Raw genomic sequence first — 21,930 nt, 5'->3', positions numbered from 1 at the left:
GTACCCGAGGTCCCCACCACCCACACCTCCGCTCAGCGGGGTGGGCCGGCTTTCACCACGGCCTGTACATCGGCCAGCCGCAGGTCGGGGTCGAAGTCGGTCAGGCACCAGGTGGCGCCGGCGGCGTCGTACGGGCGTGGGTCGGTGGACGGGGACAGGGCGATGACAAGGTCGAACGCGTCGAGGGAACCGCGTTCGGCGGTGACTGCTTCGACAGCTGAGGCGACCTGGTCCGGTGACGTCAGGTTGACCGGGAAGTAGCCGTCGTACCGGGCTGCTCGGCGGATCGGCTTCGGCTTGCCGGGGAAGCCCGCGCACCAGATCGGGATCCGCCCCGCCACCGGCCGCGGCTCGAAGCGGACCGAGTCGACGAGGTAGTGCTTGCCGCGATGTACGACGGTCTCGTCCGACCACCCGGCAGTCAGTATCTGCAGGCACTCGTCCAGCTGCTCGGCACGGACCCGGTCGTCGAGCTCCTCACCGGACCGCGAGAACTCGCCCGCGAACCGGTCGCTGCCCAGCCCGACACCGAGCGTCAGCCGCCCGTTGCTCAGCACGTCCAACGTCGTCGTCTCGCGCAACAGCTTCACCGGCCGCCGTCGCGGGACCGGTGTGACCATCGGCCCGAACCACAGCCGCTCGGTCGCCACAGCAACCGCGGTCAGCGTGATCCACGGGTCCGCCACCGCGGCCACCGGCGGCTGCCACCACAGCTGGTCCCAGACGAAGAACCCCTCCCACCCCGCTTCCTCGGCCGACGCCGCCAACCGCGCGACCGCCCGCGGATCGGCCAGCTCGTCGAACAACGGAACCCATACCGCGTGCCGCATCATCGCTCCCCTGTGTGCTGTACGACCTCATCCACGAACGTGTCCCACAACGGCTCGGGTACCCCATGCCCAGCGCCCTTCAACACCACCAGCGACGAGCCGGGTACGGCGTCCCGCACAGCCTCCCCATGCGCCAACGGAAGCAGCGGATCCAGCTCACCGTGGATCACCAGCACCGGCATCGCGAGGTCACCGAAACCGCCGTGCACCGGCCCGTCGAAGTCCATCGCGTACGGGTTCGTGAGCGACGCCTCGAAATCACGAGCCCGCTCGCGGTCCCGCCGTACCAGGTCGCGCATCGACTCGAGGTCGGCGAGCGGACCCATCTCGGCAACGGCCATCCGCGCGACGTACTCCTCCACCGCAGCGAAGTCCGGTCGGCTGAATCGAGGCATGTCCGCCGAAGGCGGCGGCAGGTCGTCGGCGCCCGTCGTCGTCGACACGAAGGTCACCGACGCCACCCACGCAGGATGGTCGACACCGAGCACCAGCCCGACGCCACCCGACATCGACACGGCGACGACGTGCGCCTGTTCGATGCCCAGGGCATCCATCAGCCCGACCGCATCGGCCGCCAGGTCCCGCATCGAGTACCCGGGCTTGCCCACCGGGTACGACGTCGATCGCCCGGTGTCCCGTTGGTCGTACCGGACGACGTACCGTCCCCGCCCGGCCAACGCGAGACACAGCTCCTCCGGCCACCACAGCATCGAGGCCGAGGCGCCGTGGATCAGCAGCACCGCCGGATCGGCAGGATCGCCGAACGTTTCCGCGCACAGCTCCACACCGTTCACCGCATACAGCTTCTCCATACCGGAGACGCTAAAGGTCCAGGACCATCACGAAAAGCGATTGCTGCCGATCAAGACGATCGGGAAATGAGATGGCCGGCCTGCCGAGGCACGCCGGCCATCGCGAACCTCAGCTGACCGTCAGCACCTTGGACGCCGTCTGCGTCCCCTGGTGGTCGGCGTCAGCCAGCCACACCACGCGGTACGTGTAAGTGCCACGCGCCGTCGGCTTGATGCTGAACGCGTACTTGCCGTTAGTCGCCAGCTTGCCCGTGGTCACTGCGACCCAGCTCGTCCCGGACCGCCGCTGCAGGTACACGGTCATCCCGGCGTGCGGCGGGTTCAGGTACCCGTACAGCGCCGCCGCCTGGCCAAGCGTCACCGCACCCGGCACCAGGTACGCCGACATCGCCGGCTGCACCTGGACGAGCAGCGCCGCGCTCCGCGTCCCCAGCAGCCCGGTCGATCCGTTGTAGCCCCACATGTAGTACGTCGACACCGACGGCTTCTGCGCCGTACTCACAACGCCGTTCGCGTCCGACGTGAAGGTCCCGGCCACCGCCCACTTGGTCGCGGTCTTCGCCTTCGAGTACAGGACGACCGGTACGCCGGCCAGCTTGGCGCCGTCGTTGATCCGCGTCACCGTAGTACTCACCGTGGACGTGCGGGTGTACATGATCGAGGCCGCGCCGGCGGTGATCGTGGCCTTGGTCCCGATCAGCCGCGTGTCGACGCCCGGGCCGATCTTGCCGGTGCTGTCCTTCACGAACACCCGGTACGCATAGCTCGCCGAGTTCGGCAGACCCGTTACGGTGAATGAACTCGCCGCGCCGTTGTAGACCGCCGCGCCCGACGTCGGCAGCGCCGGCGGAGTGTTGCCCGAGGCGGCACGAACGATGATCTGGCCGAGCGTGGTGTCGGCCGGCTTGGTCCACCGCAGCGTCGCGGCGCCCACGCCACCGGTGACGCTGAAGCTGGTCACCGGTGGTGGCGGAGCCGTCAGGTCGACCCAGTTCTTGTCGATGTTGACGGTCACCCCGCCGTTGGTCTCGCTGACGTTGCCCTGGTACTGGTGCACCTTCTGGTGGTTGGGCCAGTACGTCGCCGGGACGAACCGGCTGGTCCCGACCGGCTCCGAGCCCCAGTGCGCGAACCACAGGTTGTCCGGCTTCGTGTACGCCGTACTCGTGTACGCGCTGACCAGGTCCACGCCGCCCGAGCCGGCTGCGACGTACGCACCGCCGACGTACCCGCGGGCGTTGAGCTCCTGGGTCCAGCCGCTCAGGTAGGACAGCACCGAGGCCTTGCACGCCGCTGTGGACGCGTAGCCTTCGATATCGCTGTAGATGGCGCTGCGCTGCGCGAAGCCGAGCGCCTGAGCGGACGCTACCGCGTTGGCGGCGGCTGCCTTGCCCTGGGCCAGCGCGGTCGCTGGGACGGTCGACATCTTGCTGCTGAAGTTCGTGCACGGCGCCTGCATACCGACGTCGATCAGCAGGAACTGCCAGCCCTTGGCGGCGTTCGTGGAGACCCAGTTCGCGGTCAGATTCGGCTGCTGGCAGGCGCGCAGACCACCGCTGATGTAGATGCCGACCATCTTGTATGCCGGCAGCCAGGCATCCATGGTGGCCTGGCTCGGCGCCGCGCAGGTGTCGAAGGCGTTCCCCTTGTAGGTGCCCGAAGCAACAACGGATTGAGCGACCGCGGCCGGCTGCTGAACAGCCTGGGCGGACTTGCTCTTGGTCACGACCCGCCCGGTGGCCAGTACGTCGTTCGCCGCCTGCTCGTCACCAGGTGCGTAGTAGGCGGTCGCCAGCACGCCGGCATCCTTGACCACCCGGCGCTCCAGACCCGGCGTGGACGGCTCGGCGGTGGTCAGCGGCTCGAGCACGATCCCCTCGCTGCGGCCGACCACATGGGCCGGGCAGTCGGCCTGGGCGGTGCTGCGGCCGAGGTACACGGCCGGGCGGTCGAACCGGACGCAGGTCGTCGGGTTGGCGGCCACGTCGACAACCGGCCAGCTCGCCGGAACCTTCACCTCGTAACCGCGGTACGACACGGTCTTCGTTTCATCGGCGGCTGCTGGGCGAGTGATGGTCACCACCGCAGCTCCACCTGCAACCAGGGCGACGGCAAGCGCCACCACCCCGGGTTTCTTCAGCCTCACTGAAGCTCCTCACTTTCGGCCTCGGCCGGTCCCGAAAGCGCACAGAGCCCCCCAGTCCCAACCCCGGATCCCCAAGTCAAGGCGAGTGCGACCGGCTCTGTCGAAGAGCCTGCGGCACTCGCCTCGATGCACAGATGCTATCGACGCAGCTCAGCGGCGCGATCCGGGGTTTTGGACTGCGCGATCCATAACGTGTTACGGTGGGCGCATGCCGAGGCCGAGGACGTTCGACGAGGATCGCGCCGTCGATGCCGCGATGAAGGCGTTCTGGACGTTCGGCTACGAAGGCACGTCGACGCAGGACCTCTGCGAGGCCACCGGGCTGGGCCGGAGCAGCATCTACAACACGTTCAGCAGCAAGCGCGAGCTGTTCGACCGGGCCCTGCGCCGCTACATGGCGACCCGGAACGCGGCCCAGGTCGAGCTGATCCAGCGCACCGACCTGCCGATCCGCGAACGCGTCCGGAAGCTCCTGTGGGACGCGGTCGAACCGGCCGCGACTGATCCGCTCGGCTGCTTCGTGGTCAACACCCTGGTCGAGCTCGCACCCCACGAGCCCGAGATCGCCGAGCTGCTCGAGCGCGACCACCTCCTCAGGGTCGAGGCCCTCACCACAGCGTTCAGCACCGCCCAGTCCGCCGGAGAGATCGATGCCGGCCACGATCCGGCCGCGCTCGCCAGCTACGTCTTCGTCGTACTGAGCGGCCTCCGCGTCTCGGCCCGAGCCGGAGCGACGCCGGCCGCTCAAGAGGCCGTCGTGACGGCGGCCCTGCGAACCCTCTGACCTGATCCCACCGACCTCAGTGCTGCACGTCCGCGTTTTGCACTGATCGATCCATTATGAGAGGAACCCGATGCCGCTCGCTGTCTATGTCCTCGGCCTGGCGATCTTCGCCCAGGGGACGTCCGAGCTCATGCTCGCCGGCCTGCTGCCCGAGATCGCGGCCGACCTGGACGTTTCGATCCCGGCCGCGGGTCTGCTGATCTCCGCGTTCGCGGTCGGCATGCTGGTCGGCGCACCGATCCTTGCCGTGGTGACCCTGCGCTGGTCCCGTCGCGCCACCATGCTGGTCTTCCTGATTGTCTTCGCCGTGGCTCACGTCGCGGGCGCGCTCACACCCGGGTACGGCGTACTCCTCGCCACCCGGGTCGTGGCGGCGTTCGTGTACGCCGGGTTCTGGGCGGTCGCCGCGGTCACCGCCATCGGGTTGGCCGGTCCGGACGCGCGGGCCAGAGCGATCAGCGTCGTGGCCGGCGGTCTCACCATCGCCGGCATCGTCGGCCTCCCGGCCGGCACTGTCATCGGTCAGCACCTCGGCTGGCAGGCCGCGTTCTGGGCGGTCGCAGGATTGTCGACCATCGCGATGGCCGGTGTCATCGCGACCATCCCGGGCGGCCGATCGGGCAGGACGCCGGAACTCCGCCAGGAACTGCGCGCGATGACGAACCCGGCCCTGTGGCTCGCGTACGCCACCACCGCGCTGTCGACCGCCGCGATCCTGGTCGTCTTCGCCTATCTCGCTCCCCTGGTGACCGTCACGACCGGCCTGTCCGCGGGCTGGGTCCCGATCGTCCTGGCCCTGTACGGCGTGGGTGCACTGTACGGCATCACGATCGGCGGCCGAACCGCGGATGCCCGTCCCTTCGCCACCCTGCGCGTCGGCCTCATCGGGGTGATCGCCGCGTGCGTCGTGCTGGCGCTGTGGACCGGGACGGCTTGGGTCGCCGTAGCGGCCGTCGCCGCGCTCGGTGGCTTCGGGTTCGCCAACAATCCGGCGGTGAACGCGCGGGTGTTCGCTTTGGCCGAGTCGGCGCCGACCCTGGCGGCCGCCATCAACGTCTCGGCGTTCAACGTCGGTATCACGGTCGGGCCGTGGCTCGGCGGGCTCGCGATCGACGCCGGCGCCGGCTACGGAGCGATGGGGTGGATCGGCGCGGCCCTCGGAGTGCTTGCCTTGGGCACCGTCCTGGTAGCGAGCCGGAGCAGGACCCGGACCGTGAGCTTCAGCGGGTGTAGCGGAGCGCGACCTCGATCGCGGGTCGGTACGACGCCCAGTCGGCCGAGCCTCTGAGCGCGAGGTCGGTGGCGATGCGGTAGATGAGCGCGCGGACGAGCATCTGACCCCACTCCGGCAGGTGTGCCCATCGAGCGGCCAGCGCGGGCTGGGCGCCGTACCAGCAGAGGGCGTCGGCCACCGCAACGGCCGCGGCCCACGCCGGCGGACGCCAGTACACCGGCCAGTCGATGATCGCGGGCGGCAACCCGTCCGCGAACATCACGTTCCCGAGCAGATCCCCGTGCACGACCTGCGCGGCCGACTCCACTGGACGCCGCGCGTCGAGCAGCTTGCCCAGGAGCTCGTGGCTACCGTCGACCCGCAACTCCTCCCAGGCGACCCGATCGCCGTACGTCCACGGATCGTCCCGGGCATCCAGGAACTCGGGCCGCGGTAGCTCCGCCACCGCTTGATGAAACGCCGCACCAGCCACAAGTACGTCGTCCGGCCGCCGCGCATCGGTCGCCCCGGCCAGCAGCTCGCTAGCTTCCCACCCGTCGACGACCCACGCGCCGCCCTGGGACCACACAGGCTTGGCCACCCGAAACGCTGCAGCCTCAGGAAGCCCAGTCAGCACCGACGCCCGCCACTCCGCCTCCGGCACGAAGCGCGCCGGCTTCAGCACCACCTCACCGACCCGCCATGTCTCCCCCTGCCCACCCGGCAGCAAGACAGCAGCACCCGTCAGCCCGAAGGCATCCAACACAGCGCCCGGCGGAGGTTCCACTCGCCCGATGCTAGGGCGGACCCCGATTCCAGCGCCCGCGATTTTCAGCGGGCCCGCGAGCCGTCCGCGGACTTCGCGCTCACGATCGACTCGACCGGGCCGAACTTCGGGTTCGAGGACCTGGTGCAGACGATTGCGGACTCCCGGTCGCTGATCAGCTTCTTCGGCGAGCGCACCCGGGAGGCGGGGCCCTCTCCCCGAAGCCTGCTGCGGCTCCGGATCCAGGACCCACACCCGTCTACCGGCGGACTGTGGCTACCCAAGGTCCTGCGGGACTAGCTCCGGGTCTGCTTCTTCGTCGCAGGGTCCTTCGCGGTGTCGTCGGCGAGCTTCTGCATGCGGTTGCAGAACTCGTCGGCGTTGATGCGAGCGGCGGCGAGCTCGGCGAAGATGCTGCGGGACGGCTTGTCCATCGTCGAGTACCAGGCGGCGAAGTACGTCGACCAGTTGTTGGTGCCACCGGACTTCAGCAGCGCGTCGGACGACGCCGCGCCCGGGCTCAGCTTGATGCCCTCGGTCGCGCCCTTCACGATGGTCGGCGACCCGGTCAGCTCGGTGAACTTGCCGGCCGCCTCCTTCGACAGCATGATCCGCAGGTACTCCAGGCCGCCGGCCTTGTTCTTCGCCTTGGACGGCACGATGAAGTTCTCACCGGCGGCGATCCGCGCGCAGTCGACCGGAAGCTTGGCGCCGTCGAGCAGCGGCGTGTAGGCCGCCGTCGTCTCGAAGTCCTTCGGGGCCACGGTCTTCTGCTCGTTCTCCAGCCACGAACCCGACGGGATGAACGCCGCCTTGCCCTGGTTCCAGGCGGTCTGGGACTGGATGTGGTCCAGGCCCTCGGTGCCCTGCATGATGTAGCCCTTGCCCTTGAGCTCCAGCAGAGCCTCGGCCGCCATCTTGATCGACGCGTGCTTCCACGCGTTCGGCTCGAGGCCGTCGATCGCCTTGATGACATCGTGGCCGCCGTGCTTCACGGCCATGTCCATCACGACGCCGCCGATGTAGTTGCCGTGCTTGCCCTGGTGCGCGATCGGCGCGATGCCGGCCTTCTTGATCTCCTCGCACAGCGTCAGGAACTCGGCCCAGGTCTTCGCCGGCGTCCAGCCGTGCTTGGCGAACAACGGCTTGTTGTACCAGATGGCGTAGACGGTCAGCACGTACTCGAGCACGAGCGGCTTGCCGTCCAGCATGGCCGCTTCGAGCGCGATCGGCTCGAGGTTGTCGCGGACCTTCTTGTTCGCGTCGTCGATCGACGGCGCGTCGAACAGCTCGGTCAGGTCGGCCAGCTGGCCGCTGCTCGCGAGCGTCGACATCGGCAGCAGCGAGGCGCCGGAGTTGTCGATCACGTCCGGCGGGTTGCCGCCGTTGAACCGCGGCTGCAGCTGCGGGGTGATGTCGGTGATCCCGGCGTGCTTGATGGTGGTCTCGGAGAACTTCTTCTTGTACAGGTCCTCGTGCGCCTTGGCGTAGTCGTCGCCGTACCCGCCCTTGAAGATCACCACGTCCAGCGGGTCGGAGCCCTTCACGCCGAACGGGTTGTCGGCCGTCTTCTCCGCGCCACCGCCGCCGGAGCCGCCGGAGTCACTGCCACCGCTGGCACAGGCCGAAAGCAGCGTTCCGCCCCCAGTGGCCAGCAGCGTGCCGACCGCCGCGCGCTGCAGGAAAAGCCGGCGCGACAGGTTGTCACGAGTGGTCATCGATCCGCCCTTCGAGGAAACATCCCTTGACCGATGGCGGAAATATTCCGTCATTCCCGGCCCTGTTTGGGAAGAATTTTTCCTACCTCTCCCCTGCTGTCAAGGCTGTTCGACGGAAACTTGCGCCTTTGTTGCTTTGGCAGCCATCAGGCGCGCGTTGGCGGCGACACCGAGCAGCAAGGGCAGCAGACCGGTGAACGTCCAGACCAGTCCGACGCCTGCGGCGAACCAGCCGACGACCGCGGGACCGATCAGGATTCCGGCGTACGTGAAGGTGGTCAGCCGGGACACCGCGGTCGCCGCCTCGGCGCCACCGGTCCGCCCGACCGCGCTGAAGATCAACGGCAACAGGACCGATCCGCCGAGTCCGACCAGGGCGAATCCGGCGATCGCGGCCGGCCACAGCGGTACGGCGACCACCACGGTCAGCCCGATCACGGCCACCAGCGCGGCCACGCGGAACAGGGCATCGGCGCCGTACCGCTCGGTCAGGCGGTCGCCGATCAGCCGGCCCGCGGTCTGGCAGGCGGTGAACGCGGTGAAGGCGAGTCCTGCCGTAGCCAGGGTGGCGCCGCGGGACTCGTGCAGGAGTACGCCGCTCCAGCTGATCACGGCCGCCTCGCCGATCATCACCACGAAGCCCATCGCTCCGAAGACCAGCACCGGCCGGGTCCAACCGCCCGCCGAACGTTGCTTGCTCGGCGCTTGGTCAACCTCTGGCGGAAGGAGTCCCGGGGTGGCGACCTGGCCTGCGACGAGCAGGACGGCGCCAACGACGACAAACTGCGTGCCGATGCCAACACCGGCGCGGGTCACCCCAGCGCTGACGAGCGACGCGAGTACGGCGCTGACACTCCACGCGGCGTGGCAGCCGCTCATGATCGGGCGACCGCGCAGCCGCTCGACCGCGACGGCGTGCGCGTTCATCGCCACGTCGACCGCACCGTGCACGAGACCCATCAGCGCGACGGCGATGCCCAGTTGGACGGTTGAGCGCGCTTGACCCACGGCGGCCAGCAAGACGGGGAGCAGCGCGAGGGCGACGCGGATGAGTCGCCGGGTCCCGACCCGCGCGGCCATGCTTCCGACGAACTGCATCGAGACCAGCGCTGCCGCGCCGAACAGCGTGAGGACGACGCCCAGCTCGCTCTCGCTCAGCTGGTGCCCGACCTTGATCGACGGGATCCGGGCGAGGTAGCTCGACACCAGGCACCCGTTGACGAAGAACACCGCGGTGATCGCCCACCGCGCTCGACCGACGTTCATGACAGCCTCCTGACTCGACGCTTCTTGTCGGCGACGTCGGAGTCGGGTGCCGGATGTTGCCAATTCGGCGCGGCGGGTCCCTGGGCTGTCGGTGGCGGGTCCTAACATTCGGCGGGTGACTGATGTGGAGTTGTTCGGGGACCTGGACACGGCGGCGCTGCCGGAGCGGCAGCAGCGGATGCTGGTGGTGATCCGCGACTGGGTGGTCAGGTACGGCTACGCCCCCAGCAGCCGGCAGATCGGCGACGCCGTCGGGCTGAGGTCGTCCTCGTCGGTGTCAAAGCATCTGGCCAGCCTCGAGGACAAGGGTTTCCTGCGCCGGAGCCCGTCGGTCTCCCGGCCGATCGACGTGCGGATGTTCCTGCAGGAGACCGCGACGCGGGAGTCCGGCGAGCACTCGGTGCCAGTGCCCGTGGTCGGCGACATCGCGGCCGGTACGCCGATCGCCGCGATCGAGCACGTGGACGACGTGATGCAGCTGCCGCGGGAGCTGACCGGGCGCGGCAACGTGTTCGGCCTGCGGGTCCGCGGCGAGTCGATGATCGACGCGGCCATCTGCGACGGCGACATCGTCGTGGTCCGGCAGCAGGCCGAGGCGCACTCCGGCCAGATCGTCGCCGCGATGATCGACGAGGAGGCGACCGTCAAGGTCTACCGGCGCCGCAACGGCCACGTGTTCCTCGAACCGCGGAACCCGGCCTACGAGGTGATCGACGGCGACAACGCGGTCATCCTCGGCATCGTCGTCTCGGTGCTGCGCAGCGTCTGAGGCTCCCCGCCGTGCGCAAGGCTGTGATCGTCGGCGCCGGGATCGGTGGGTTGGCGGCGGCGATTGCCTCCGGCCGGTTAAGCGTCCCGCTCCGAAACAGCGCCGCCCGGCTGCTCCCCCAGTCGGTCTTCCTTCGATCCGTCCGCCCGATGCTCGATTGGCCGCTTCACCCCGAACAGGACCGAGACGCCCGGCAGGGTCGACAGCAGCCAGGCCAGAGCGGCTGACACCACGAAGGCCGCGGGCAGCAGTACGGCGTATTTGGCCCAGATCCCCGTGTTCCATTCCACGACGAAGTACGCGATCAGCAAGATGATCGGCTGGTGCACGAGGAAGAACGGCATCGCGGCACGAGCCAGCGGCGTCGGGAGCGGGCGCTGGAACCTGCGGAGTCGCATGCCACCACCTAGCACGCCGACCAGCCAGCCCCAGACCGCCAGCGTGATCAACGGCGAGTACCAGAGGTACGGCCACGAGTAGCCGGGGTCGTCCCACCAGCCCTCGAGGAAGTCGATGATCCCGGTGGCCACCCCGGTGACGAAGGCGACGATCCCGAGCACGATGCCGGGTACGGCGTCCCGCCGTACGGCGGCGATCAGCCGGCTGTCGGAGAACACCAGCGCGCCGACGACGAAGAAGTCGAAGAAGAACACGAACTCGCCCCAGCCGTGGTCGGGCCCGGGCGCGGCCAGCAGCAGAAGGTGGACTGGGATCAGCGGGACGGCCAGCAGCAGGATCGACCCGCGCCGGGTGCAGCGCGCAGCGATCCAGTCCACCAGGCGCCGGCCGTGCGGGCCGCGCAGCCACAGGAAGATGGGCAGACCGAGCAGCGCGAACTGCAGCAGGTAGACGAGGAACCAGAGGTGGTAGGTGTCCCGCAACCACAGTGGCGGGTCGCCGCCGAGGTCGCTGAAGAAGGTCTTCACATCGCTGAGGAACGACGCGTCCGACTCGCCCTTGTGGTGCTGCTCGAGGTAGTACTGCGGCGGCGACAGCAGCACGTACGCGATCGCGAACGGCAGCAGCAGCCGGAGCAGCCGCTCCCGGACGAACCCGCCCGCGGTCCGCCAGCGCAACGCCAGCCAGGCACCCGCGCCGGACAGCAGGAAGAAGAACGCCAGTCCCCACAGCCCGAGGAACGCGATCCCGATCGAGATCCCCGCGCTGGTCTCGGCGTTCTTCACGTGCCAGTCGGCGTCGTCGAACGGCCGGAGCGTGTGGAACACGAACACCCCGAACACCGCCAGCACCCGTAACCAGTCCAGGTACGAGAGCCGCCCCACCCCTTCACCCATGCGGCAAGAATGGCCCCTCAGCGGGCCACTTCCCAGAGTCCATGTTCCGGCGCTAACATCGCCACATGGCGATGACAACTCCGATCGAGGATCCTGAGGTCGACGAGGGTGCTGCGTTGAGCGTGGCGGCCTGTCTGTTCCACGGGTTCAGCGACGCTTCGCGGCTGGCGATCGTGCGGCACCTCGCGCTCGGCGAACATCGGGTTGTCGACCTGACCGAGCACTTGGGGCTGGCCCAGTCGACGGTGTCGAAGCACTTGGCTTGCTTGCGTGACTGTGGGCTGGTCGAGTCGCGGCCGCAGGGTCGGGCCTCGATGTTCAGCTTGACGCACCCGGAGGCGACGCTCGAGTTGTTGTCGGCGGCCGAGCGGCTGCTCGGGCTGACCGGTGATGCGGTCGCGTTGTGCCCGGTCTACGGCACGGCCGCCCGGTCATGAGCGATCAACCGCTGCAGATCGGCCCGGCACCGAGCACGTGGACGACCGATCCCGAGGCGCGGCGCCGGCTCAGTCGGCGGGCGCAACTGCTGGCCGGAGCCTCGGTGACCTACAACGTCATCGAGGCGGTGATCGCGATCACCGCCGGTCTGGTCGCCGGGTCGGTGGCGCTGGTCGGGTTCGGACTGGACTCGGTGGTCGAGGTGTCGAGCGGGCTGATCATCCTGTGGCAGTTCCGTCACCGGATGCCCGAGACGCGTGAGCGCCAGGCGCTCCGGTTGCTCGCCTTGTCGTTCTTCGGGCTGGCCGCGTACGTCGCTTTCGAGTCGGTCCGGGCACTGATCGGCGGCAGCGACCCGGAGGCGTCACCGGTCGGCATCGGCCTCGCGATCGCGTCGCTCATCGTGATGCCGGTGCTGTCGTGGGCCCAGCGCCGTACCGGCAAGGCCCTCGGCTCGAACGCCGTCGTTGCCGACGGCACCCAAACCCTGCTCTGCACCTACCTGTCCGCCGTCCTCCTCGCCGGCCTCCTGCTGAACGCCACCCTCGGCTGGGGCTGGGCCGACCCGATCGCCGGCCTGATCATCGCCGCGGTCGCTGTCCGGGAAGGCCTCCAGGCCTGGCGGGGCGAAGGCTGCTGCGGCCCCGTGAACACCGGCTGCAACGACGACTGCTGCTCCAACTGATCGACGGGTAGCGGGACCCAGGTCCCGGCGCGTAGGGACTTCCGGCACTGCCCGGGCGGGCGGCGGGACGCGTTGGATGGGACGTGTCGTGTCGAAGGGAGGTCCGATGACCGCGTCCGAGCAGTCTCGATCGACGAACGGTGGTGATCAGTCCAGGCGGGTCGGCCTCGTCGGGCTCGCGCAGCATGAGGGGTCTGCGCGGTCCGGCGCGGTCGAGCCCAGTGGGCTGACGGCCGGAGCGTTGATCCGGCTGGCCGGCGCGCTCGACACCACCGTGGCCAACCGGATCCGGCGCGTCCCGGTGCGCGGCTCGTCCGCGCTGCACCCCGTCCTCGACCACCTGCGGGAGGACGAGTGTCTCGACCTGCTCGCGCAGGGTGGCACCGCGCGGGTCGCGTTCGTGATGACAGGACGGCTCGCGGTGCAGCCGGTGCAGTTCACGCTGCACGACCGGAAGCTGGTGTGCCGGATCGACGCGACCAACCCGATAGTCCGGTACGGCGATGGCGCGGTGGCGGTCGAGGTGGAGCGGCTGGACACGGGCGACCGCGAGGGCTGGAGTGTGCTGATCTCGGGACGCTGCTCGGTGCACGCGTGGGACGGCGCGGTCGACGAGGTGCTGGTGGTGATCGAGCCGGAGCACCTCAGCGGACGCCGCGTCCGCCTCTGGTGATCGGGGTGACCGGTTCAGCTCCGACGCCGGCGCTTCGCCCGTTCGACGGCGTACACGGCGGCTTCGGTCCGGCGTTCCATGTCGAGCTTGCGGAGCAGCCCGGACACGTAGTTCTTCACCGTCTTCTCGGCCAGGAACATGGTCTGCGCGATCTGCCGGTTGGTCTTGCCCGCCGCGATCTCGTCGAGGATCTTGCGTTCCTGCTCGGTCAGCGACTGGTAGCGCGGGTCGTCCTCGGCGTCGACCGGGTTGCGCAAACGTTCGAGTACGGCGCTCGTCATCGCCGGATCCAGCAGCGACTCGCCGGCCGCCAACCGCCGTACCGCGCCGATCAGGTCCGTGCCACTCACCTGCTTCAGCAGGTAGCCGGCCGCACCGGCCATGATCGCGGTGAACAGCGCCTCGTCGTCGGAGAACGAGGTCAGCATCAGGCACGCCGGCGGCTCGTCCATCTCCGAGCGGACCTCCCGGCACACCGTGATCCCGTCACCGTCCGGCAACCGTACGTCCAGCACGGCGACGTCCGGCCGCAACGCCGGGATCCGCGCGACCGCCTCCGCCGCGGTGGACGCCTCGCCCACGACCTCGACGTCCGGCTCGGCCTCCAGCAACTGCCGCAGGCCGAGGCGCACGACCTCGTGGTCGTCGAGCAGGAACACCTTGATCACTCGCTCAGCGTAGACCTGCGCAGCGTGGGGAGGTGCTGATATGGACACGCTTCAGCAGTTCGACCGGGCCGGGCTCGAGATTCTCGGTCCGGAGGAGTGCCTGCGGCTGCTTCGGTCGGTGCCGGTGGGCCGGCTCGTCTTCACCCAGGGCGGCCTGCCCGCGGTCCGGCTGGTGAACTTCTCGGTCGACGGAGAGACGATCGTGTTCGCCTCCGGCGACGGCGAGAAGTTCCGGGCCGCCGAGCGCGGTGACGTGATCGCGTTCGAGGTGGACGAGATCGATCTCGACCGGCATCTCGGCTGGACCGTCACCTGCGTCGGCCACCTGTCCGTCGTCCCGGTGGACGAGGCGGACCGGTTGCGCCGGGTGACGCCGCTGCGACCGTGGGCACCGGTGCGGGACCAGCGGCTGATCCGCCTCGGCGCCGAAGATCTCAGTGGCCGCCGCCTGCTGCCCTGGGGCCGGCGCCCGCGGGCCGACTGATCGGTGCCTCCGGCAACGCTTTCCATCCGGGCCGCGGCGTTTGTACCGTGGTCAGGGTGACGCCGAACGGGACCTGGTACGACGACGCGCTGCTGAACGCCGTCGTCGGGATCGGCGCCGACCTGGACCTCCGCAGCACCCTCGACCGGATCGTCACCGCGGCGTGCGAGCTCGTCGGCGCCCGGTACGGCGCGCTCGGCGTCGTCGGCCCGGACGGCAAGCGGCTGGTCCGGTTCATCCCGCACGGTGTCACCGCCGAGGAGATCGCCGCGATCGGCACCTACCCCGAAGGCCGCGGCCTGCTCCGGCTGTCGATCGAGCGCCCGGCCCCGCTGCGGTTGCACGACCTCACCCGGCACCCGCAGTCGTTCGGCTTCCCGCCGCACCACCCGCCGATGAAAAGCTTCCTCGGGGTGCCGATCCGCACCCGGGACCACGTCTTCGGCAACCTCTACCTGACCGAGAAGGCCGACGGCGCCGACTTCACCGATGACGACGAGCGCACCGTCACCGCGCTCGCCGCCGCGGCCGGTGTGGTGATCGACAACGCCCGCCTGTACGCCGACACCGAACGCAAACGGCGGTGGCACGAGGTCACCGCCGAGATCACCCAGCTGATGCTCGGTGAGTTCGAGCTGCCGGACGCGCTCCGGCTGATCGCCGGCCGTGCCCGCGAGGTGTCCGGCTCCCGGGTCGGGGTGATCATGCTGGCCCGCGCCGACGACCTGGTGATCGAGGCGATCGACGGGCCCGAGGAGTTCCAGCAGTACGCCGGCCGGCACGTGCCGTCCGACGTGCCGTGGCTCGGCGAGGTGCTGCGTGGCGACCGGCTGCTGGAGATCGACGACCTCGCCCAGCTCGTGAAGCAGAGCGGCCGGCAGGCCGATGCGCCCGAGCTGCAGTCGTTGGGGCGGACGATCATGGCGCCGCTGCCGGCCGGGAGCCACGCCACCGGCGGGCTGCTGCTGGTCGCCGCCCAGCGCGGGACCGAGCTCGAGGAGGCCTCGGACCTGGTCCAGCTGTTCGCCGACCAAGTCACGCTCGCGCTCGACCGCGCGCAGGCCCAGCAGGATCTGTCGATGATCGCGGTCCTGGAGGATCGTGACCGGATCGCTCGCGACCTGCACGACCTGGTCATTCAGCGGCTGTTCGCGACCGGCCTGCAGCTGCAGGGGATGCACCGGATGGTCTCCCCCGACGTCCAGGAGCGCATCGGGCGGGCCGTCGAGGACATCGACGCGACCATCCGCGACCTGCGGGCCGCGATCTTCGAGCTGCACCACCAGCCCGGGCACCGCTCGCTGCGGGCGGACATCCAGGAGCTGGTCGCGGAGTACGCCGAACCGCTCGGCTTCCGGCCCCGCCTGACCTGCGCCGGCCCGCTGGACTCCGCCGTACCGGTGACCGTGCGGCCGCAGATCCTGGCCGCGATCCGGGAGGCGCTGTCGAACGTCGTCCGCCATGCCGAGGCGACCCAGGTCAGCGTCCACGTGGCGGCGGCCCACGGGGAAGTCGTCGCCCGGGTCGCCGACAACGGCATCGGGCTCGCGGCCGGCCAGCGGCAGAGTGGGTTGCGCAACCTCCGCGAACGCGCCGAATCCCTGGGCGGCACGGTCCGGGTGGACTCCAGCCAGTCGGAGGGCACCGTGCTCGAGCTGCGCGCGCCGCTCGGCACCTGATTCCCGCGGACCGCCGGGACGCGGCGTTGTCAGTGGCAGCCCTCCAGTGCCAACTGTCGTCCGTCCCGGCGGCCCGGCAAGGTCCCCCTCTGTCGTCAAGAGTGCGCCTGCCGGCGCGCCCGCCACCAGGGCCGAAGGTCCCGAACTCCAGGGACTGCGCACGACCTGGTCGCGGTCCTAAGCTGAGAGGCGTGCGCACGGATCACCCCGAATCGCGTGTTGTTCACGAGCAGCCCACCGCCGTCCTGCGGGCGACCCTGCACCGGGACGAGGTGCGGGGCTGGTTCCGTACGGCGTTCGACGTGGTGGCCGAGTACCTGCGCCGGCACGGGATCGCGCCGTGCGGGTTCCCGTTCGCCCGGTACCACATCCGGACCGACGGGTTCTTCGAGGTGGAGGCCGGGTTCCCGGTGGCCGTGCGGATCAGCGGGGACCGGCAGATCGTGCCGTCCTGCCTGCCCGGCGGGCACGTCGTCGTCGCCTGGCACGTCGGGACCTACGAGCAGCTCGGTGACGCGTACCGGGCGCTCGACGACTGGCTGGCGGCCGAGCACGGGGCCCGCGCGGGCGACGCCTGGGAGGTCTACCACGACCCGCCGAACCGCACCCAGCGCTGGCGCACCGAGGTCATCCAGCCGTTCCGGCTGAACTGAGGAATCTCGTGGCACCCTGAAGCATGCGGATAGTGATCGCGCTCGGGGGGAACGCACTGCTTCGGCGTGGTGAGCGCCCGGATGCCGACGTACAGGTCGCGCACCTGGCCGCGGCCGCGCCGGCCTTGGCCAAGGTCGCCGAGGACAACGACGTCGTCATCGTGCACGGCAACGGCCCGCAGGTGGGGCTGCTCGCGCTGGAGAGCTTCGCCGACACCAGCCTGTCCAAGCCGTACCCGCTGAGCGACCTGGTCGCGGAGACGCAGGGTGTGATCGGGTACTGGATCCAGCAGGCGCTGACCAATGCGGGCCTGAGCAGGCGCGCGGTCACGCTGGTCACCCAGACCGTGGTCGACGCCTACGACCCGGCCTTCAACGTGCCGACCAAGTACGTCGGCACCAGCTACCCCGAGGACCGAGCCCGTGAGCTCGCGTTGTCGTCCGGCTGGTCGGTGCGCCAGGACGGCGCCGCGTGGCGACGGGTCGTGCCGTCGCCCGCACCCCAACGGGTTCTGGAGCTCGATGCGGCTGAGCTGCTCCTCCAGAACGGCGTCACCGTGATCCTGGCAGGCGGAGGCGGCGTACCTGTCGTCGAAAGTCCGACCGGCCTCAAGGGCGTGGAGGCCGTCGTGGACAAGGACGCGACCGCTGCGCTGATCGCCATCGAGCTCCGCGCCGATGTCCTCGTCATGCTCACCGACGTACCGGCCGTCTACGTCGACTACGGCACCCCGGCCCAGCGCCCGCTCCACAAGGTGGACGCGGGAACACTCGCCGGGCTGACCTTCCCAGCCGGCTCGATGGGCCCGAAGGTCAGCGCCGCCCGGCACTTCGTGGAGATGACGCACGGCCGTGCCGCCATCGGTTCGCTCGACGACACGACCGCAGTCGTCACCGGCACCAGCGGCACCCAGATTTCAGGCGGCACGGCCGATCTTTAGGGCGGTGGCAGTGTCGACGACCCGGCGGGCCTGGAAGCGGGCGGCCTCCAGGGCGATGTCGCTGACTGGTCCGGTGGACGTGACGTGCGAGGCGCCGTACGGGTTGCCGGACTGGTACTGGACCGGGTCGGTGTAGCCGGGTGGCACGATGATGCCGCCCCAGTGGTAGAAGACGTTGCTCAGCGCAAGGATGGTCGACTCCTGGCCACCGTGCAGCGTGTTGCTGGCGGTCAGCGTCGAGTACACCTTCCCGGCCAGCTGTCCCTGCATCCACAGGGGGCCGGTCGCGTCGATGAACGCCTTGATCTGCGCGGACGGCGTGCCGAAGCGGGTGGGTGTGCCGAACAGCACCGCGTCGGCCCAGGCCAGGTCGTCATGACCGGCCTCGACGACGTCGGCGGTGTCCCGGAGGTGCTCGCCCCAGGCCGGGTTCGCCGCGATGGCGGTGTCCGGAGCGGTCTCGGCGACCTTCCGGAGCCGCACGTTGGCGCCGGCTTTCTCGGCGCCTTCGGCCGCGGCCTGGGCGAGGGCGTGCACGGTGCCGGTGGCGCTGTAGTAGATGACGGCGACGTTGACGGGTTCCACAGATACCTTCACTTTCAGGGTTCGAGGTCCAGGACCGACCGCCCGGTGGCGAAGTCGGTCGGGACGGAGATCTGGTCGTGCGTGATCAGCCAGGCGCCGTCGAGCTTGCGGAAGCACGCCGTCCACCTGACCCAGTAGCCGGTGCGGTCGCCGGTCTGCAGCGTGCCGCTCAGGCGGTTGACGGCGTACGCCACCGCGAGGTCGCCGTTCACCAGGACGGTCAGGTCGCGGACCTCGTAGTCGAGCTCGGCGTAGACCGTGAAGACCTTGGTCCAGTTCTGCAACTTCGCCCCCGCGCCCAGATGGCGCAGCGGCGGCTCGATGTCGAACGACACCAGGCTCGGCGCGAACATCGTGCTGACCGCGTCGAGGTCCTTCGCCCGCACAGCCTCGACCAGAGTGTCGATCCGCTCCCGGATGTCGACCTCGTCCACTGCTTGTTCGGTGCTCATGACCACTCCGACGAGACAGCCCCGGAAAGTGTGAGGACCTCACACTCGGGTACGGCGTTTCGTCGTAGGGGTGTACGGCGGATCCGAGGAAGGGAATCGTGGGCACCATGACTGGAGCAGGGCCCGGCGCGGAAGACCCCGGCCTGAGCGCGATCATGAGCGAGCGGCGCCAGCTGATCAACCTCGCCTACCGGCTGCTCGGGTCGCTGGCCGACGCGGAGGACGTGGTCCAGGAGACCTACACCCGCTGGTATGCGATGTCGGCCGAGGAGCAGGCGGCGATCGAGTCGCCCGGCGGCTGGCTCACCACGGTCGCCAGCCGGATCTGCCTGGACCTGCTCGGCTCAGCCCGGGCCCGCCGGGAGCGCTACGTCGGCGAGTGGATCCCGGAGCCGCTCCCGGACGGCTCCGAGTGGCGATCGGCCGGCGTCTCCGTCGACCCCGCCGACCGGGTCACCCTGGACGAGTCGGTGAACATGGCGTTCCTCGTCGTCCTGGAGTCGATGACACCGGCCGAGCGGGTCGCGTTCATCCTGCACGACGTGTTCCGGTACCCGTTCCCGGAGGTCGCCGAGATCGTCGGCCGCTCCCCCGCGGCCTGCCGCCAGCTCGCCACCTCGGCGCGGCGCCGGATCGCGACGGCCCAGACGCCGCCGACTCCCACCGCGCAGAGCGCCAGCGTGGTCCGCGACTTCAAGGAGGCGTGGCAGGCGCAGGACATCCAGGCCCTGATCGCCCTGCTGGACCCCGACGCGGTCGCGGTCGGCGACGGTGGCGGTCTGGTCAGCGCGGAGCTCCACCCGGTCGCCGGCGGCGAGCAGATCGCCCGCTACTTCGCCGACCTGGCCGGCCGCAGGCCCGGCATCACGCTGCTCGAGCGCACGGTCAACGGCCAGCCGGGCCTGGTCGCCCAGGAGGACGGCGTCACCGTCACAGTCATCGCCTTCGACATCGCCGACGACCAGATCAAGCACATCTGGGCCGTCCGCAACCCGGAGAAGCTGCGGCCCTGGACCCGCTAGTCCTGCGACCACGGTGTCAACCGAGTACCTCAGCCGGTCCGCGAACCCGGCGTCCAGCTCCACGGCGCGCCGGTACGCCGCCGCCCGGTTACTCGGCGTGTCCGGCCGACAGCTTGTAACGAAGGTCGGTCCTGGTCCGATGTGGTGGGTAGACATCGGTGTTCCGAGCAGCAGCGCCGAGACGGTCGCCCCTGCCGTGATCGTTCTACGACAGTGCTACGACTACCGCCTCGGAGGGCGCGATGACGTGCGAGACCACGCAGCGACTACTCGCGTTGCTCCGCATCCTGGAGCGCGGCCCGGCGCCGTTCGGTGCGCTCGAGGACGACGCCGTACTGGACGCCTGGTTCGGCGCCCGCTCACCCATGTGGTCGCAGAGCTCCCAGGAAGCGCCTCAGCCTCAGCAGGTGTGATCGCCGGCCGTCAGTCGTCGTCGGTGTGCCGGGTGGTGGGGTCGACGTCGGCCGCCAGGTCGAGGGCGATCAGGGCGCGGCGGAGGGTCTCCAGGCTCGGCTGCTTCCCCTCCGGCGGTCCGAACAGGCAGACCACAGTCCGGCCGTCACCGGTCAGGCCGGCTCGCTCCACCTTGCCCTCGTCGTCGTACAGAAGCTCCCAGCCCTCTTCCTCGAGATGGCTGAGCGCCCGTCGCCAGTCGGCCGTGTGCAGCGACAGACCGCCGACGAACGGTTCGTCCGGCGCCGGGATGTCCCGCTCGGGGTCGGGCGTGACCAGGTAGCCGGTCCCGGTGCGCGGGTCCAGGTACGCCGTGTGCGACGCGAACTCGACGACCGTCACGTCGACGTACGGCTCGCGATCCGCCTGGTTCACCGCCGCTCGCCCGTCATGCCGCCTCCACCTCGAAGACCCGGTCGAGGCCGGTCCGCCGCAGTACGTCGGTCAGCTGCCGGCTCGCGTGCCGGATCACCACACCACCCCCGCGGCGACGGCACATCCGGTGCGTGTCGAGCAACGCGGTCAGCAGCGTCGACGAGATCTGCCCGAGGTCGGACACGTCGACGACGACCAGGCAGGCGCCGTCCATGACCAGTCCGTGCAACCGCCAGCGCAGCGCGGACAGCTCGCCGTCGAGGTCGGAGTCGGACAGCGTCACGATCGCCTTCTGCGGAAGCGGCCTGTGGCCGGCGTCGCTCATGGCGGTCCCTCCCGAGGACGATGCGGGCATTGAGACCACTCTCCGGGCTGGACGTTGAGATTCGCCGTACCCCTTCTTGACGATCCGATGACGACCCGTCCGGGGCCGGTCCGGCGGACGAGCCGAACTTTACGATCGGATGACATGCCGCCCCAGGCCGTCACAACGCGCGGCCCGATTGCCAGGATGTGACGATGCCGATGCAGGTCTTGGTGGTGGAGGACGACGATCGAATCCGGGAGGTGCTGCGGCTCGCCCTGGAGGACGAGGGATACCGGGTCGCCGAGGCGGCCGACACCCCATCCGCCCTCGAGCAGGTCCGCACCGCGATGCCGGACCTGATGATGGTCGACCTGATGCTCGGCGAGATCGACGGCTACACCTGCATCCGCGAGGTACGGCGGCTCAGCGACATCCCGATCGTGGTCGTCAGCGCCCGCTCCGACACCCACGACATCGTCGCCGGCCTGGAAGCCGGGGCGGACGACTACGTCACCAAACCCTTTCAGATCAAGGAGATCACCGCCCGGCTGCGCGCCCTGCGCCGGCGGCTGCGGACCAGCGCGGAGGCCGCGGAGCCGGACATCGTGCTCGACTCCGACCCCAAGCGGAGCCTGGTGCTGTCCAGCTCGCGCGGCACGGTGATGCTGGACGGGCAGGACGTCAACCTCACTGTGACCGAGTACCGGCTGCTGGCCGAGCTCGCCAAGCCACCGGGGCGGGTGCTCAGCCGATCGGCCTTGCTCGCGTCGGTGTGGGAGCACGGGTACTACGGCGACGAGCGGATCGTCGACGTGCACATCCGGCGGCTGCGCACCAAGATCGAGCGGGACCCCGGCCGGCCGCAGCTCGTGATGACGGTGCGCGGGATGGGCTACCGGCTGGATCCGCGATGAAA

26 protein-coding genes are annotated in these 21,930 nt (G+C 69.8%); 13 read left to right on the top strand and 13 right to left on the bottom strand.

What is annotated here, in order from left to right; translation table 11 throughout:
- Window positions 1-32: 32 nt before the first annotated feature.
- The 3 genes from ACWCOV_RS17190 to ACWCOV_RS17180 form a co-directional block, all read right to left on the bottom strand.
- Window positions 33-830 carry an LLM class flavin-dependent oxidoreductase gene (locus ACWCOV_RS17190; RefSeq protein WP_449830234.1) on the bottom strand — a complete coding sequence of 266 codons (798 nt, stop codon included), beginning with the start codon at window positions 828-830 and terminating at the stop codon, window positions 33-35.
- The gene (locus ACWCOV_RS17185) at window positions 830-1,642 is read right to left on the bottom strand and encodes an alpha/beta fold hydrolase (RefSeq protein WP_449830233.1); all 813 of its coding nucleotides are present in this window, start codon (window positions 1,640-1,642) and stop codon (window positions 830-832) included. The genes ACWCOV_RS17190 and ACWCOV_RS17185 overlap by 1 nt, the downstream gene beginning before the upstream one ends.
- 109 nt (window positions 1,643-1,751) lie before the next feature.
- A complete protein-coding gene (locus tag ACWCOV_RS17180; protein ID WP_449830232.1) occupies window positions 1,752-3,788 on the bottom strand; it encodes a glycoside hydrolase domain-containing protein in 2,037 nt (678 codons plus the stop codon).
- Between the two features lie 208 nt (window positions 3,789-3,996).
- Here ACWCOV_RS17180 and ACWCOV_RS17175 point away from each other — a divergent pair, with 208 nt between their 5' ends.
- Together ACWCOV_RS17175 and ACWCOV_RS17170 are read left to right on the top strand one after the other, a co-directional pair.
- The gene (locus ACWCOV_RS17175) at window positions 3,997-4,572 is read left to right on the top strand and encodes a TetR/AcrR family transcriptional regulator (protein WP_449830231.1); all 576 of its coding nucleotides are present in this window, start codon (window positions 3,997-3,999) and stop codon (window positions 4,570-4,572) included.
- Between the two features lie 70 nt (window positions 4,573-4,642).
- Entirely contained in the window at window positions 4,643-5,860 is a 1,218-nt protein-coding gene (locus ACWCOV_RS17170; protein ID WP_449830230.1) for a Cmx/CmrA family chloramphenicol efflux MFS transporter, read from the top strand.
- On the opposite strand, the gene ACWCOV_RS17165 is transcribed toward ACWCOV_RS17170, so the two are convergent.
- The 4 genes from ACWCOV_RS17165 to ACWCOV_RS17150 form a co-directional block, all read right to left on the bottom strand.
- Entirely contained in the window at window positions 5,793-6,572 is a 780-nt protein-coding gene (locus ACWCOV_RS17165) for a TIGR02569 family protein (RefSeq protein ID WP_449830229.1), read from the bottom strand. The genes ACWCOV_RS17170 and ACWCOV_RS17165 overlap by 68 nt on opposite strands.
- A 44-nt stretch (window positions 6,573-6,616) precedes the next feature.
- Window positions 6,617-6,748, bottom strand: a complete 132-nt coding sequence (locus ACWCOV_RS17160; RefSeq protein ID WP_449830228.1) for a hypothetical protein — start codon at window positions 6,746-6,748, stop codon at window positions 6,617-6,619.
- A gap of 99 nt (window positions 6,749-6,847) precedes the next feature.
- Window positions 6,848-8,269, bottom strand: a complete 1,422-nt coding sequence (gene ngcE / locus ACWCOV_RS17155) for an N-acetylglucosamine/diacetylchitobiose ABC transporter substrate-binding protein (RefSeq protein ID WP_449830227.1) — start codon at window positions 8,267-8,269, stop codon at window positions 6,848-6,850.
- A 99-nt stretch (window positions 8,270-8,368) separates the two neighbouring features.
- Window positions 8,369-9,535 carry an MFS transporter gene (locus ACWCOV_RS17150; RefSeq protein WP_449830226.1) on the bottom strand — a complete coding sequence of 389 codons (1,167 nt, stop codon included), beginning with the start codon at window positions 9,533-9,535 and terminating at the stop codon, window positions 8,369-8,371.
- A 115-nt stretch (window positions 9,536-9,650) separates the two neighbouring features.
- Between ACWCOV_RS17150 and lexA the strand changes: the two genes are divergently transcribed.
- The gene (gene lexA, locus ACWCOV_RS17145; protein ID WP_449830225.1) at window positions 9,651-10,304 is read left to right on the top strand and encodes a transcriptional repressor LexA; all 654 of its coding nucleotides are present in this window, start codon (window positions 9,651-9,653) and stop codon (window positions 10,302-10,304) included.
- 77 nt (window positions 10,305-10,381) lie between these two features.
- Here lexA and ACWCOV_RS17140 read toward each other — a convergent pair whose 3' ends face one another.
- Window positions 10,382-11,599 (bottom strand): acyltransferase family protein, encoded by a 1,218-nt coding sequence (locus ACWCOV_RS17140; protein WP_449830224.1) that lies wholly within the window; start codon window positions 11,597-11,599, stop codon window positions 10,382-10,384.
- 65 nt (window positions 11,600-11,664) lie between these two features.
- Between ACWCOV_RS17140 and ACWCOV_RS17135 the strand changes: the two genes are divergently transcribed.
- From ACWCOV_RS17135 to ACWCOV_RS17125, 3 genes are all read left to right on the top strand, one after another.
- Window positions 11,665-12,036: an ArsR/SmtB family transcription factor gene (locus ACWCOV_RS17135; protein ID WP_449830223.1), complete on the top strand. Its 372-nt coding sequence runs from the start codon at window positions 11,665-11,667 to the stop codon at window positions 12,034-12,036.
- A complete protein-coding gene (locus tag ACWCOV_RS17130) occupies window positions 12,033-12,722 on the top strand; it encodes a cation diffusion facilitator family transporter (protein WP_449830222.1) in 690 nt (229 codons plus the stop codon). The genes ACWCOV_RS17135 and ACWCOV_RS17130 overlap by 4 nt, the downstream gene beginning before the upstream one ends.
- 106 nt (window positions 12,723-12,828) lie before the next feature.
- Window positions 12,829-13,395 (top strand): pyridoxamine 5'-phosphate oxidase family protein, encoded by a 567-nt coding sequence (locus ACWCOV_RS17125; RefSeq protein WP_449830221.1) that lies wholly within the window; start codon window positions 12,829-12,831, stop codon window positions 13,393-13,395.
- Between the two features lie 14 nt (window positions 13,396-13,409).
- Here the strand turns inward: ACWCOV_RS17125 and ACWCOV_RS17120 are convergent, their stop codons facing one another.
- A complete protein-coding gene (locus tag ACWCOV_RS17120; protein ID WP_449830220.1) occupies window positions 13,410-14,063 on the bottom strand; it encodes a response regulator in 654 nt (217 codons plus the stop codon).
- Window positions 14,064-14,103: 40 nt separating this feature from the next.
- Here ACWCOV_RS17120 and ACWCOV_RS17115 point away from each other — a divergent pair, with 40 nt between their 5' ends.
- From ACWCOV_RS17115 to ACWCOV_RS17100, 4 genes are all read left to right on the top strand, one after another.
- The gene (locus ACWCOV_RS17115; RefSeq protein ID WP_449830219.1) at window positions 14,104-14,547 is read left to right on the top strand and encodes a pyridoxamine 5'-phosphate oxidase family protein; all 444 of its coding nucleotides are present in this window, start codon (window positions 14,104-14,106) and stop codon (window positions 14,545-14,547) included.
- A 56-nt stretch (window positions 14,548-14,603) separates the two neighbouring features.
- On the top strand, window positions 14,604-16,226 hold the full coding sequence (locus ACWCOV_RS17110) for a GAF domain-containing protein (RefSeq protein WP_449830218.1): 1,623 nt from the start codon (window positions 14,604-14,606) through the stop codon (window positions 16,224-16,226).
- Window positions 16,227-16,417: 191 nt separating this feature from the next.
- Window positions 16,418-16,879, top strand: coding sequence for a GyrI-like domain-containing protein (locus tag ACWCOV_RS17105; RefSeq protein ID WP_449830217.1), 462 nt, complete (start codon window positions 16,418-16,420; stop codon window positions 16,877-16,879).
- 23 nt (window positions 16,880-16,902) lie between these two features.
- Window positions 16,903-17,820 (top strand): carbamate kinase, encoded by a 918-nt coding sequence (locus tag ACWCOV_RS17100; protein WP_449830216.1) that lies wholly within the window; start codon window positions 16,903-16,905, stop codon window positions 17,818-17,820.
- On the opposite strand, the gene wrbA is transcribed toward ACWCOV_RS17100, so the two are convergent.
- Both wrbA and ACWCOV_RS17090 read right to left on the bottom strand, forming a co-directional pair.
- Window positions 17,797-18,405, bottom strand: a complete 609-nt coding sequence (gene wrbA / locus ACWCOV_RS17095) for an NAD(P)H:quinone oxidoreductase (RefSeq protein WP_449830215.1) — start codon at window positions 18,403-18,405, stop codon at window positions 17,797-17,799. The two genes, ACWCOV_RS17100 and wrbA, sit on opposite strands and share 24 nt — an antisense overlap.
- Window positions 18,406-18,419: 14 nt before the next feature.
- A complete protein-coding gene (locus tag ACWCOV_RS17090) occupies window positions 18,420-18,857 on the bottom strand; it encodes a YybH family protein (RefSeq protein WP_449830214.1) in 438 nt (145 codons plus the stop codon).
- A gap of 107 nt (window positions 18,858-18,964) precedes the next feature.
- Here ACWCOV_RS17090 and sigJ point away from each other — a divergent pair, with 107 nt between their 5' ends.
- Together sigJ and ACWCOV_RS17080 are read left to right on the top strand one after the other, a co-directional pair.
- Window positions 18,965-19,879, top strand: coding sequence for an RNA polymerase sigma factor SigJ (gene sigJ, locus ACWCOV_RS17085; protein WP_449830213.1), 915 nt, complete (start codon window positions 18,965-18,967; stop codon window positions 19,877-19,879).
- Between the two features lie 242 nt (window positions 19,880-20,121).
- Window positions 20,122-20,292, top strand: coding sequence for a hypothetical protein (locus ACWCOV_RS17080; RefSeq protein WP_449830212.1), 171 nt, complete (start codon window positions 20,122-20,124; stop codon window positions 20,290-20,292).
- Between the two features lie 10 nt (window positions 20,293-20,302).
- Here the strand turns inward: ACWCOV_RS17080 and ACWCOV_RS17075 are convergent, their stop codons facing one another.
- Both ACWCOV_RS17075 and ACWCOV_RS17070 read right to left on the bottom strand, forming a co-directional pair.
- Window positions 20,303-20,707, bottom strand: a complete 405-nt coding sequence (locus ACWCOV_RS17075; protein WP_449830211.1) for a hypothetical protein — start codon at window positions 20,705-20,707, stop codon at window positions 20,303-20,305.
- A 13-nt stretch (window positions 20,708-20,720) separates the two neighbouring features.
- Window positions 20,721-21,032 carry an STAS domain-containing protein gene (locus ACWCOV_RS17070; protein WP_449830210.1) on the bottom strand — a complete coding sequence of 104 codons (312 nt, stop codon included), beginning with the start codon at window positions 21,030-21,032 and terminating at the stop codon, window positions 20,721-20,723.
- Window positions 21,033-21,226: 194 nt separating this feature from the next.
- On the opposite strand from ACWCOV_RS17070, the gene ACWCOV_RS17065 reads away from it, so the two are divergent.
- Window positions 21,227-21,928: a response regulator gene (locus ACWCOV_RS17065; protein WP_449830209.1), complete on the top strand. Its 702-nt coding sequence runs from the start codon at window positions 21,227-21,229 to the stop codon at window positions 21,926-21,928.
- Window positions 21,929-21,930: the final 2 nt, after the last annotated feature.

It is taken from the genome of Kribbella sp. NPDC002412, from assembly GCF_053592935.1.
Note: the sequence above shows the minus strand (reverse complement) of the source record. Positions and strands in the feature narration are given on the sequence as shown.

Coding starts and splice junctions, on each gene's coding strand:
- ACWCOV_RS17170 (WP_449830230.1), top strand. CDS start 4,643: ATGCCGCTCGCTGTCTATGTCCTCGGCCTGGCGATCTTCGCCCAGGGG.
- ACWCOV_RS17150 (WP_449830226.1), bottom strand. CDS start 9,535: ATGAACGTCGGTCGAGCGCGGTGGGCGATCACCGCGGTGTTCTTCGTC.
- ACWCOV_RS17070 (WP_449830210.1), bottom strand. CDS start 21,032: ATGAGCGACGCCGGCCACAGGCCGCTTCCGCAGAAGGCGATCGTGACG.
- ACWCOV_RS17135 (WP_449830223.1), top strand. CDS start 11,665: ATGGCGATGACAACTCCGATCGAGGATCCTGAGGTCGACGAGGGTGCT.
- ACWCOV_RS17140 (WP_449830224.1), bottom strand. CDS start 11,599: ATGGGTGAAGGGGTGGGGCGGCTCTCGTACCTGGACTGGTTACGGGTG.
- ACWCOV_RS17130 (WP_449830222.1), top strand. CDS start 12,033: ATGAGCGATCAACCGCTGCAGATCGGCCCGGCACCGAGCACGTGGACG.
- ACWCOV_RS17115 (WP_449830219.1), top strand. CDS start 14,104: ATGGACACGCTTCAGCAGTTCGACCGGGCCGGGCTCGAGATTCTCGGT.
- ngcE (WP_449830227.1), bottom strand. CDS start 8,269: ATGACCACTCGTGACAACCTGTCGCGCCGGCTTTTCCTGCAGCGCGCG.
- ACWCOV_RS17185 (WP_449830233.1), bottom strand. CDS start 1,642: ATGGAGAAGCTGTATGCGGTGAACGGTGTGGAGCTGTGCGCGGAAACG.
- ACWCOV_RS17065 (WP_449830209.1), top strand. CDS start 21,227: ATGCCGATGCAGGTCTTGGTGGTGGAGGACGACGATCGAATCCGGGAG.
- ACWCOV_RS17100 (WP_449830216.1), top strand. CDS start 16,903: ATGCGGATAGTGATCGCGCTCGGGGGGAACGCACTGCTTCGGCGTGGT.
- ACWCOV_RS17190 (WP_449830234.1), bottom strand. CDS start 830: ATGCGGCACGCGGTATGGGTTCCGTTGTTCGACGAGCTGGCCGATCCG.
- sigJ (WP_449830213.1), top strand. CDS start 18,965: ATGACTGGAGCAGGGCCCGGCGCGGAAGACCCCGGCCTGAGCGCGATC.
- ACWCOV_RS17175 (WP_449830231.1), top strand. CDS start 3,997: ATGCCGAGGCCGAGGACGTTCGACGAGGATCGCGCCGTCGATGCCGCG.
- ACWCOV_RS17090 (WP_449830214.1), bottom strand. CDS start 18,857: ATGAGCACCGAACAAGCAGTGGACGAGGTCGACATCCGGGAGCGGATC.
- ACWCOV_RS17125 (WP_449830221.1), top strand. CDS start 12,829: ATGACCGCGTCCGAGCAGTCTCGATCGACGAACGGTGGTGATCAGTCC.
- ACWCOV_RS17080 (WP_449830212.1), top strand. CDS start 20,122: ATGACGTGCGAGACCACGCAGCGACTACTCGCGTTGCTCCGCATCCTG.